5 protein-coding genes are annotated in these 11,492 nt (G+C 68.5%); all 5 read right to left on the bottom strand.

Going from position 1 to position 11,492, the window contains the following annotated elements; translation table 11 throughout:
* Positions 1–16 precede the first annotated feature (16 nt).
* Positions 17–2,287 (bottom strand): hypothetical protein, encoded by a 2,271-nt coding sequence (locus tag NXI30_06790; GenBank protein MCR9093903.1) that lies wholly within the window; start codon positions 2,285–2,287, stop codon positions 17–19.
* Entirely contained in the window at positions 2,284–4,887 is a 2,604-nt protein-coding gene (locus tag NXI30_06785; GenBank protein ID MCR9093902.1) for a hypothetical protein, read from the bottom strand. Before NXI30_06785 ends, NXI30_06790 begins: the two co-directional genes overlap by 4 nt.
* A gap of 276 nt (positions 4,888–5,163) precedes the next feature.
* Positions 5,164–7,083 carry a hypothetical protein gene (locus NXI30_06780; protein ID MCR9093901.1) on the bottom strand — a complete coding sequence of 640 codons (1,920 nt, stop codon included), beginning with the start codon at positions 7,081–7,083 and terminating at the stop codon, positions 5,164–5,166.
* Positions 7,083–7,919, bottom strand: coding sequence for a hypothetical protein (locus NXI30_06775; GenBank protein ID MCR9093900.1), 837 nt, complete (start codon positions 7,917–7,919; stop codon positions 7,083–7,085). Before NXI30_06775 ends, NXI30_06780 begins: the two co-directional genes overlap by 1 nt.
* Positions 7,920–7,923: 4 nt before the next feature.
* On the bottom strand, positions 7,924–11,076 hold the full coding sequence (locus NXI30_06770) for an NAD(P)-binding domain-containing protein (protein MCR9093899.1): 3,153 nt from the start codon (positions 11,074–11,076) through the stop codon (positions 7,924–7,926).
* Positions 11,077–11,492 lie beyond the last annotated feature (416 nt).

Raw genomic sequence — 11,492 nt, 5'->3', positions numbered from 1 at the left:
TTCGTTCCGATCCCGCTCAGTACGTGAACGTCGCATTGAAGAGCACCGAGTAGGGCGGATCGTCGTCGCGACGTTCCTCGAAGAGTTCTTCGTAGCCGCTCTCCGGGATCAGAACCGACCCCGAGGCGCGCAGGATGATGTTGTTCGTGAAGAGCGGCCGATAGATCAGGCCCGCCGACACGTCCCAGCCGATCTCGCGATCGAGCCGACCCTGCTGGCGAAGCGTCTGGAGGACCGTCGTCGTGTCCCACTGGAGCCAGGTCACGTTCGTGAGCAGCCGGAGCTGCGGAAGGACGTCGAAGTCCGCGCCGGCGCCGACCTGCCAGATCCCGGGGTTCACGAAGTTGCTCTGGCCCTCGATCTTCGAGCTTCGCAGCGAGGGCACGATCGAGTTCTTGCCCGAGAGCGCGACACTTCCGCCGAAGACGAAGGGAACCTGCTGGCGCATCCAGAAGGACGTCGTCCCGCCGGCGAAGTTCGGGTTGTCGAGGATCGTGTCGAAGCCCTGCGCCTTGTCGTCGAAGGGATCTTCGTCGCCGGACGCCCAGAGCATGTACGCCTTCCAGCGCATCCAGTCGATGTCGTAGCTCGCCTCGAAGGCTGCGAACCACGCCTCGATGTCCTGGCTGCGCTGGGCGACCCCGTTGTAGTCCTCGTTCCCGAAGGCCCCGTAGATCTGGAACGTGAGGTTCAGGCGCTCGATGTGGCCATCGCCGCCGATCCCCACGTAGTAGACCTCGTAGTCCTTGCCACCGATCAGGCCGACCGGCGCCGGGATCACCAGGTTCTTGTTGCGATCGAAGTCACGCTCGTCGCCCTCGCGGTTGATGTTCGCCGCGAAAATCGCCTCGACGTTGAAGCCGAGGACCGGGAAGTCCTGGTAGTAGAAGTTGGCGATGATCGTATGGTCGTCGCGCCAGGACTCGAGATCGTTGAGCGCCGAGTTCGTGTCCTTGTTGAGGCGACCGAACCAGGCCAGGTTGTACTGGGCACGATTGTTGGCGAAGTTGCCGAAGAGGCGGACCCCGGGCTCCGAGCTGTCGAAGAGGAAGCCTCTGAAATCGGCGTTGAAGGGCTGGATCCCGATTCGAATCGAATCGAAGTCGAAGCGATCCGTCCGGTTCCAGAGATGCTTGTCGACGAAGGCTTCCTGGAGCGTGAAGTGGTAGTCGAGGCGATCGTCGCCGGCCTTCGGGTCGAGCTTGACGGCGCCCAGCTGCTGGACCCAGACCTTGTTGACGTTGAGCGCCGGGGTGACGCGGATCTCCCAGTCCGGCGGCCGGAACGTCGTGTCACCCTGGATCAGCGCGACCGAGGTGAGCAGCGTCGTCTGGCTCTCCCACGCGACGCCGTCGCCGAAGAGATCGACTTCCTGGTCGTTGTCGCCGGCGGCGCCCGTCGGGATCGGGATGCGCCGCGGCTCGAAGACCTGGTCGGCGACGATGTTGAGGTTGACGAACCAGTCCTTGGTTCCGGGGATCGGTCGATCGGCCTTGAGCGTGTTCTGGTTGTACGGGTCCCACCACTTCTCGTTCACGCCGAGGTTCTCGACGATCCGCCAGCGGTCGGGCAGCGCCACGAACTCGTAGTCGGGCAGCTCGTTCTCGTAGGTCGGCGCGTTGCGCCGGCTCGGCCGCTGTCCATCGCTTCGCTGGGGCGGCGGCTCGCCCGGCACCCACTCGGAACGCGGGATCGGACGCGGCGCGGGCTCCGCCTCCGGCGTGGCGCCGGAGTCCTGATCGGACTCCGTGGTTCCTGGACGGACCGGGGTCGGTCGCCGCGGCGGAGGCGGCGGCGCCGGCTGACGCGGCGCCGGCGTCCACGTGCCCTCGTCGAGGGGCGGCTCCGGCGTGGGGGTCGGGGGCGCGGGCGGGGGCGGGGGCGTGGGGACGACCGGTGTGGGCGCCGCCTCCGGCGTCGGTGCGCCACCCGAGGGCTCGGGCTCCGGCGGCGTGACCGGCTGCTGCGTCGGCGCCGGCGGAGGCGCGGGCGGGCGTTCCTGGCCCGCATCGCCCTGGCGACTGCCACCGGGCCTTCGACCGCGCGGGCGGCGACGACGTCGGGCGCGCGCGCCGTCGTCCTCGACGTCGGCCTGGGCGAGAAGGAGATCTTCGGAGGTCGACGGGGCGAGGGTCGCTTCGAGCTCCGTGACGCCCGGCTTCGTCTCGACCGCCGGATCCTCGACGGGTCTCGCCGCCCAACCCGCATCCGCGCCGAGGATGGCGAACGCGGCGAGGCCGACGACGAAGGAGCGTGAAAGACCGGGCGCGCGTCTCGTCATCATCATCGTCCCTCGCACCCGTTCTGCTCGTTGCTGCTCAGGAAGGGCGCGACCGGACAGACGACGTACCGTAGGAACACGTTCTGGACGCTGATGTTGTCGGCGCGTTGGACGTCGGGTCTTCCGTCGACCGGAGTCGTGTCGACACCGACGCCCGGCGCGTTCCCGATCGGGTTCGCGATGCTGCGGGGGGCCCGGGCCTGGGCCTTGCCCACTTCGTCGAGGGCCACGAAGGGCACGAAGTCGTCCTGCTCGGCACCGTCGCCTGACACCCCGTAGGCGCCGACGAGCACGGCGTCGCCCGTGGTGGCGTCCGTCCGGTAGATCGGGACCGCGCCCTGGAAGATGTGGAACCCGTTCTGGAGGCCCGTGATGTTCCCCGAGCCGGCCGGGAAGTCCTGGGTGCCCTGCAGGCAGTCGAGCTGGGCGCCGGCGTCGGCCGAGCCGATCAGGAAGGTCCGGACGCCGTCACAGAACGTGTCGCGCTGGGCCGCGTCGGTGAAGAGCGCGGCGCGTCCGCCGGCCGGCGGCGCGACGCCGAGCCCGGCCGCCGCGTTCAGATCGAAGAGCACGCCGGCGAGATCCGGCACCTCTTCGCAGAGGCCGACCGCGATGGCCGGCAGGACGGTCTCGGTCTGGATGCCGGTCGAGAAGATGCTCCACTCGTCGATGTCGGGATTTCGACTGAGCGGACCGTTCTGGCCGGAGGCGACGCCGGGCGGGAAGTCGGGGTTGGCGATTCCGCCCAGGGCGATCGAGGACCAGGCGAACTCGCCCTCGAAGAGCGGGTCCGCAGGGTCGAGCCCCAGGAACGCGCGCGTGTCGGCGAGGTACTGGTCGAAGGAGCGCGTGTTCAGCAGGTTGCCGTTGTTGCCGAGCGGGTCGAGCGCGTCCTCGAGCTGGGTCCGCGTGTTGTCCTTCGACCAGAACGCCGCCTGTCGGGTCTTCGCGATCGTGACGTCGACGCCGTCGAGGAGGGCGTCCTGCGAACGCGCGAAGCCGAGGACGTTTCCGTCGAGATCGACGACCGCGACGTCGATCCGCGCCTGACCACCGAGAGGGCGGCGGGTCTGGGCACGCGTGTTCTCCGCGAGGAGCAGCGCTTCGATCAGGAGCTCCTGCACGTCCGCGGCGGAGAGGCCGTCCGCGAGGAGGGGATTCGCCGGATCCGCCGGCGGCGGTGGGTTCACGCTGTCGATCGCGGGGTAGCGGTCGGCGCCGAGCGCGTCGACGAGCTTCTCGCCGTTCGCGGTTCCGACGTAGCCGTTGCCCACGGCGACGTCGGTGTCGGCGAAGGTATCGCCGATCACGCCGGAGGTCGGGTCGAGGAAGAAGACGCCGGCGCGCGGCTCCGTGAAGGGAAAGAAGAACTGGTCGGAGACGAACTGGCCGGCTCCGGAACCGAGGGTGATCAAGCCGTTCAGCCGGGCGTTGATCGCCCCGATGTTGGCGACGTCCCCGGCCGTGATGATCGGCGCGGTCGCGCGGGAGGCGCGGCGCCCGGTGTCGTCGACCCAGCGAAGGGCGCGACCCGCGACGGTGATCCGGGAGGCCCGTCGCTCCACGTCCGCGCTGAAGCTCTCGTCGGCCGTCGCCCCGATCGTCGCGCCGTAGGCGATCCGCTCCTCGAGGTTGCGGTCTCGATCCGTGCCGTCCTTGTCGAGACCGTAGATGCCGTTGAACTCGATCCCGACCGCCCCCACGACGACCTTGCCCGTTCGCCCGGTCGGTGCGCCGCCCAGGAAGACCGGCGCGTCGAGCTCGGCGATGTCGTCCTTGTAGAGCGAGATGCCGCCCGGATCCGCGGCGAACCCGACGGGGAGCCGGCGCGGGCCGATCAGATCGGTCGGGTCGTCCGCCACGGTCGCGTCGGCGAGCTGGTCGACGCTCTGGCGCGTATTGATGTCGCTGCAGACGAGCTGGGCGATCTGGACCGCGAAGAGCGGACCGCCGGGCCGATCCGTCTCGCCCGGGAAGAAGTTCTGCTGGATCAGCGTGCTCGCCGTCCGCGACGTGAACGCGTTTCCCTGGGTCGAGAAATAGTTGGACGTGCCGGCCTTGCTGATCGCCGCGTAGGCCGCCGGGATGAAGACCCCGTCGAGGGCGGTCTGGAGCGAGCCGAGGCCCGCGGTCGTCGCGACGCCGGAGAAGTCCGCCGATCCCCCGTTGTTCTCGACGATGAAGGGCGTGTTGGCCGTCCGGTTCGGTGACTCGACCGACGTGATCAGCGAGTAGTTCGTGGTCGCCGCGTCGGTGTCGTAGACCGCGAGCACGTTGGAGAGGTGGTCCAGGACGACGATCGTGATGTCGGGGATGCCGTTGGCTTCGGCTTCGTGGATCGCGTTGGCGATCACCTGCACGACGTCCTGGATCGTGAGTCGCGCCTCGACGCCGGCGGCCTCGGCCGGATAGCCGACCTCGGTCCCGTCCTGCGTGTAGTCGCACTGGAACTGACAGACCTGATTGGTCGACACGTTGCCGTCGGGGCAGCCGAGCTGCATCGCGACGAGGAGGAGCGAGGCTCCGAGCGCGACGATGCCCGGTCTCCGCGACGAGAGCCTTCGCTCTCGGCGCTCGAGCGAGCCGCGCGGGAAACGGGGGGTCATCGGGCGCCTCCGACCGGCCCCGACCGCCGCGTCCTGCTCGAGAGGCCACGACGAAAGGAACACCGGCATGTTCCTGCTTCCGCTTCGAGCCGGCGCGACCTGGGGTCGACCGCGACTCGCTGCTTCGTTCAACGACGACGCGTGCAGGGGATCGGCGCTGGGCGTTCCGTCTTCCTTCGCGAGCGCTCGATACGCGCAGCGAAGTCGGTAGAACGATCTGGCGCGCCCCTCGCGCGTCCCGATCGATTCTACCTGTCCTGAACGAAATTGCCGGGCCTAATTCAGGCGACTGAACGGCGGATGGCGAAAGGTGGAGGGCTCCGTCGATGGGCGACCCTGCGAGAAGGAGACGGATGCGTCGTGTCGGAAGAGCGTGCGATGGACGGCGGCCCGGGCCTCGGCATCGGACGCCTCTTCCGGATCGGATTCGGGGAGGGCGGGCTCGGCCGGAGCGCCCGGATCCGATTCGACGATCGTGCCCATCGGTCCATTCGCCCGAACGTGAAACGGATGACACATCGAGCACGGGCTCGGCACCTTCTCGCCCCCGCTCGCTTCGCCCCCGGCGTGGCAGTCCCGACAGACCTCCATGTCCGGAATCAGGATGTCGCCGGCGACGCTGCTCACCCGCGTCGTCGGCTCGCGCGGAATCAGCTCGTACGGGATCGCCCCTTCGAGGGACCACTCGGGTCGTGCGAGCGCCGTGTCCTCCTCGGGGTCGAAGACCCCGGCGGCCGGGTGACATTTCACGCATGCGAAGGGCGCGTGGGAGCCGTGACTGAAGATCGAGCCCGGTACCCAGACGTCCTGGATCTGCACCGGCGCGATCCCCATCCCGCCGTCGCGTGCCTCGTCCGGTGCGAGCGTATGGCATAGGTCGCAGGTTCCCGGGCGCTCGTAGAAGCGTCGCTCGGCGGCGGCGACCTTCCCGTCGACCCAGCGACGCGAGAGCTCGGCCTCGTCCGACGTGAGTCGCTTGCCCGGACGGCGCAGCCGCAGACGGCGCGGCGCAGCGGGATCCTTCACGTCCCCGTCCAGTACGCGGTTCGCGTAGAAGCCGCGGATCCGATCCCGGATCACCGCCGGATCACCGTGGGGCACCGTCCCTTCCGGCGCCGTCGCGTCGAAATCGAGTCGATGGCAGTCCTCGCAGTGCTCCTCGAAGACGATGGGCTTCATGTAGAGCCCGCCGGCGTCCGGCTGGTGGCAGGCGCCGCACTGCAGGTACTGCTTGTCGTCTCCGCGACCGCTCACGGCCTTGCCCACGTGTCGGAGGTGGTTGAACTCGAGCCCGGAGACTTCGACCAGGTCGGGGGTGACGTCGACGGAGACCGCCTCCTCGCTCGGATCGGTGATCAGCGCGAGCTGGAAGGGCGGATGATCCTCGCCGAAGTCGCTCGCGTTCCGGAGCGCGGTCGCGGGCAGCGTCGCGCGGAGATCCGAGTGGCAGTCGGCGCAGAAGCCGGCGCCGAGATCGGCGAGATCGACCTGTCGACCGCGGTGTTCGAGGTGGCAGGTCGCGCACGACGCGTCGTCGAGCTCCGCCATCGCCATCTCGGAGGGCGCATGACGACCGATGTCGTGGTGACACGTCATGCAGTCCTGGTTCTGGACGGGACGGAAGAGGCCGGAGTGGCAGCTCTGGCAGTCGTTCTCGATGTACGCGTGGCCGCGGCTCACGTCGCCGGTATTCCAGGGCGACTGTGCACCCTCCCAAGCGAGTGGCAGGAGAAGGAAGAGCAACAGGACCAGGACGATTCCCGCCCAGGAAAGCGGACGCATCGAGAAGGCGCCCGCCTCGAGGCCGAGCGTCGTCCTCGCGTCGAGCGCGGCGCGCTCGCCTTCGCCGCGATCCGTCTCCTCGTACTCGAGGGCGATGTCGAATTCGCCGAGGGACGTCGGCTCGATGACCCGCAGCTCCCACGAGCCGATCTTGAGCACGTCGCCGATCGCGAGCCGCTCGCCCTGGGTCACCAACCCGTTGACGTTGACGTCCTGCCCGGGTGCCGCCTCGACGTAGAGCCGGCCTTCCGCCATGCGAAGCGTCGCCTGGTGGAGGGAGATCGTCAGGCCCTTGAGCGAGAGATCGTTGTCCGGACCGCGGCCGATGAAGAGGGACTCGACGTCGAGGTCGCGATCGAGTCGGACCTTCTTTCCCGTCGGGCGCAGTCGGATCTCTGTCAGGCGTACGCGCATCAGTGGTACCAGAAGACGACGAAGATGTGGACGAGGAGCGCCGCGCAGGTCGCGAACGCGAAGGGGACGTGGACGATCAGCCAGAGATCGAGCAGACCCTTGAAGCGAACGTCACGCCGGATCTGCTTCAAGAGGAGCTCCTTCCGAGCGATCAGCTCGACGAGCTTCCGCTCCTGCTCCTTCGCGTCGCCGTCGAGATCGATCTCCGACATGCGCAGGCTCTTGAGCGCACGACTCGTTCCGCAGTCCGGATCCTGTCCGGAGAGCTGCGACCGGAGGGTCCCCCCGACCCGGGTCTCGTCGATCGAGGTCACGACCGCCTGCGCGTAGTAGTCGGGCAGACCGTCTGCCGCCATCCGGCACTCCGCATCGATCTCGGCGATCCGCTCGAGCATCGCGTCCAGCGTGATGTTGTTGCGGTTCCTCGTCATCGACGTCGGGACGAGCGCGTAGAACGCGACCCCGAGCATCCCGCTGAAGCAGACCACGCACATGAGAGCAAAGGCCAGCGTGTGCACGTTCCACCCGAACTCGAACGCCGAGTGGAGCGGCACGAGGAAGACCAGCATCGTCCCGAGATAGACGTGCGCCGAAGTCCAACCCTTGAGCGGCGCTCCGGCCGAGGCGTAGCTGCGCTTGCGCACGCCGAGCCACATCAGCCAGAAGATGATCGCCGCGGCGATCGTCCCGAGGCCGTAGCCCGTCCAGGAGCTCCCACTCCGGCCGCCCGGCGGATCGTCGAAGGCGTAGACGCCGATCGACAGGACGAGGATGCCGAGCGCGACCTTGAGATAGCGGTAGTTCTCGTACTCGAGGAAGGTACGGGGCCCGATCACGCGGTTAGCCCTGCCTTTCGTAGATCTCGTCGACGTACTCGCCGGGATCGATGCGAACGATGGCGCCCGTCGGACAGGAGGCGACGCAGGCCGCACGCGGCGCCCCGCTCTTCTTGGCCGGCAGCTCGCGGCAGAGATCACACTTCACGGCCTTCTTGATCGCGGCCGCCCCGCCCTCCTCCGGCTTGGGCGCATCGGCCTTCTTCGTCGCGCGCCGGGGGAAGAGAAGACGCATGAGCAGGCCCGGGCCCGGGTCGTCGTCGATCTTCGCCATCTTGATCACGTCGTAGGGGCAGTACGCCTCGCAGTTGCCGCAGCCGATGCAGGTCTCGTCGTTGATCCAGACCTCGCCGTTGGGATCGCGATTGAGGGCGTCCGGAGGGCAGTCGGTCATGCACTTCGGATTCTCGCAATGCTGGCAGGCGGTCGGGAGGTGGAGCGCGCTGCCCGCGCTCGTCATGTAGGTCGCTCCGGCTTCGCGATTCAGACGGGACACGCCGCCGTGCGTCTCCGCGCAGGCCTTCTCGCAGTTGTCGCACCGGACGCAGAGCGTCTCGTCGATCATGAGCAGGTCGGTCGCTTCCTTCCCGCCCGCCTTCTGCAGCCACATCATCGTGCCGCGACCGTGCTGCCGGCGCGCGTCGGCGATGATGAACTCCTGCTCCTTCCGCTCGAGGTACTCGCGGACCTCCCGGTACTGCTCGACCAGGGGCAGGATCACTTCGTTCGGAAAGAGCACCGTCTCGCAGTCGACCCCGGCCTTCGACGTCGCCGAGCGACCGCGATCGGGATGGAGCACGCCGATCTCGCCGAGCGTCGACCCGGCGCGCAGGGAGTCGATCTGTTCCTCGACGCCCTCGTGCTTCTTGTAGATGTCCGCGGTCCCGCGTCGGATCAGGTGGAGGCCGTCGCAGTCTTCGCCTTCGGCGAAGATCGTCTCGCCCGCGCGATGGAGGAGCGTCTCCGCGCTGTACGCGAGTCGCTTTCGCGAGCTCTCGTCGAGACTCGGGAACAGCGTCGCGAGCGCGGAGTTCACGTAGGACGCGTCGATCACCCGCTTCACGTCTTCGACCGAACGCGTGAGCTTGGTCATCGAGTTGCGCGGCGTCTCGATCAGGATGCATCGCGCCGTCGTCGTCACGGTCTCGCCGCGACGTCGGCCCGAGATCAAGCCATCCTCGCCGAAGAACTGTCCTGCCCCTCGCCGCGCACGATGCTCGGCGCGAAGGTCCTCGGGGATCGTCGGATCGGAGTTGTCGAGATAGGCGAGCTCGACCTCGCCCTCGATGATCGAGAAGAACGTATTGTCGAAGTCCGCTCGCTGGTAGACGACGGTCCCGGGCGGCACGATCCGCACGTTCGACTCGAAGATCAGCTGGCGGAGCTGGACCGACGTGAGCGGCGCCAGAGTCTGGATCGTGTCCTGGATCCGGTCGAGGTTCTCGCTGACGGCCCCGCCGACCTCCCGGAATTTCTGCATGAGGACGGGCTCGTCCGCCGGCTTCACGTCGGCCCCGAGGATGTGCTCGACGACCTCGAAGCCCTGGTTCATGCAGTTCTTGATCAGCGGATAGCCGACCAGCGCCCCCACCATGTAGATGCCGGGGATGTTCGACTCGTACTTGTCGGAGACGTCCGGAATCGCCTCCTTGTCGGCGCTCGGGAAGGAGATCCCCGTCGTCTCGAGGAACGCGCGTGGCGGCGTCGCGCCGAGACGACCGATCACGAGATCGCAGGGAACGGTGACCTCTTCGCCGTCCTTCGTCTTGAAGATGGCGGAATCGCTCTCGAAGCGATCGGCGCTCGCGTTCGTCAGGTAGGCGATCTCGCCCGACTTGATTCTCGCCTCGATCGCCGCCTTGTTCATCGGCTTCGCGCGATCGATCTCGTCCCGACGATTCACGATCGTGACTTCGTTGCCGTTCTCCGCGAGGGCGATCGCGTTCTCGATCCCTGCATCACCGACACCGACGACGATCACGCGCTTGTCTTCATAGGCCTTCGGATCGTCGAGCTGGTACGTCACCCAGGGCTGGTCGTCGCCGGGCACACCGAACTTGCGCAGGTCGCCCTGCACGCCGATCGACAGGACGACGTGGGTCGCGTCGACCGTCTCGGCGCCGTTCGGGCCGCGCACCGAGATCCGGAAAGCGCCCTTCTCGCCTTCGATCGAGAGGATCTCGGTCGCTTCGACCAGGTTCGTCCCGGCATCGCGGACGGCGGTCTCCCACCACTCGAGGACCTGCTCGCGAACCGCCTCCTCGAAGATCATCTTGAGGTCCGCCTGCAGCGGGAGCTGCGGCGGCTCGGCCATCACGAACTTGCCCTTCTGGTACTTCACGATCGTGTCGGCGAGGACCGACCGCTCGTAGAGGGCATGCTCGACGCCGCGCTCGGCAGCGCGTACGCCCGCCGCGATGCCGGCGGGGCCCGCCCCGATGATCGCGAGCTTCACGCTCGACGGATCCGGCGGCGGTTCGTCGGCAGAGACCGGACGGAGGAGAAGGGCGCTGGTGACCTCGGGCCCTTCCGTAGGCTCGGCCTGCACCATCGGTGCCGCAGACGGCGGCTGCGGCGGCTCCGGAGGGGGAGGCGCAACCGGCTCGGGCTCCGGTGCTCGCGGCGGTTCAGGGGCGACGGGTTCGGGCAGGGGCGGCGGAGCGACCGGCTCCGGTTCCGACTCCGATGGCGCCGCAGGCTCTGCGGCAGCGGGTGCCGGCGGCTCTTCGCGCGGCGACGGGGCGACCGGCTCCGGCGGCGCTTCGACGGGCGCGGCGGGCGGCTCGACCGAACCGTCCCGGGTCTCGTCGACCTCCGCGGTCGGGGATGCCGGCTCGCTCGGCGCCTCCTCGACCCGCTCGATCCGCAGCCGAAGGACGACGCGGTCGGCGAGCTGGATCTCTTCGCCGCCGGCGAGCGTGAGGCGATCGGTGATCTGCACGCCGTTCACCAGGGTGCGGTTCACCTGGCTCTTGTGCACCAGGACGAGGGTCTCGCCCTCCCAGACGAGCTCGGCGTGGAGCCGGGAGATGCTCTGGTCCGCCAGCTGCACGTCGCACGCGAGACCCCGCCCGAGCGTCGTGGTCTCCGGACCGACGTCGAACGACTGCCCGGCCTGGTCGGGCAGACCGCCCATGACGGTCAACGTGGCGCGCATCGACAAGCTGGCTCACTCCCTAGTACGCGCGACGCTCTATGGAAGCGACCGGCGATGCATGGACGATTCTATGCCACGTCGCCCGAGGAATTCACCCGCGTCTGCAGCTCGATCCGCTCGGCGCCAAGCACACACGCGCGACCTCCTCCCGGCAACACCGCCGGGACCGGGTCGCCGGATCACCTCCGAGCGCGTCCGTGCGCGCCATCAGGCACGGTCCCCCTCGCCCGACAGCCGGGGCCGATCGGGGGTGCCGCGGGCGGGCGCGACGTTCCGCGGGCGGGCACCGGGCGGTCTCGAGGCGCAGACCCGGCGTCCGAACCGCCCCGATTCGCGCGAGCCGCAGCCGGAATCGAAGCGAGCTGAGAATTTTCCGACGCGCCTCGAACGCACGGGGACCCGCCTCGGCGGCTCAT

It is taken from the genome of bacterium, from assembly GCA_024742285.1.
In the GTDB taxonomy this organism is placed as follows: Bacteria; Myxococcota_A; UBA9160; order UBA9160; family UBA4427; genus UBA4427.
The sequence above is the reverse complement of the archived record's forward strand: the minus strand, read 5'-3'. Positions and strand labels throughout refer to the sequence as shown.

Excerpts from the sequence above, each read along its gene's own strand:
- NXI30_06770 (MCR9093899.1), bottom strand. The coding sequence starts at position 11,076 with ATGCGCGCCACGTTGACCGTCATGGGCGGTCTGCCCGACCAGGCCGGG.
- NXI30_06790 (MCR9093903.1), bottom strand. The coding sequence starts at position 2,287 with ATGATGATGACGAGACGCGCGCCCGGTCTTTCACGCTCCTTCGTCGTC.
- NXI30_06785 (MCR9093902.1), bottom strand. The coding sequence starts at position 4,887 with ATGACCCCCCGTTTCCCGCGCGGCTCGCTCGAGCGCCGAGAGCGAAGG.
- NXI30_06780 (MCR9093901.1), bottom strand. The coding sequence starts at position 7,083 with ATGCGCGTACGCCTGACAGAGATCCGACTGCGCCCGACGGGAAAGAAG.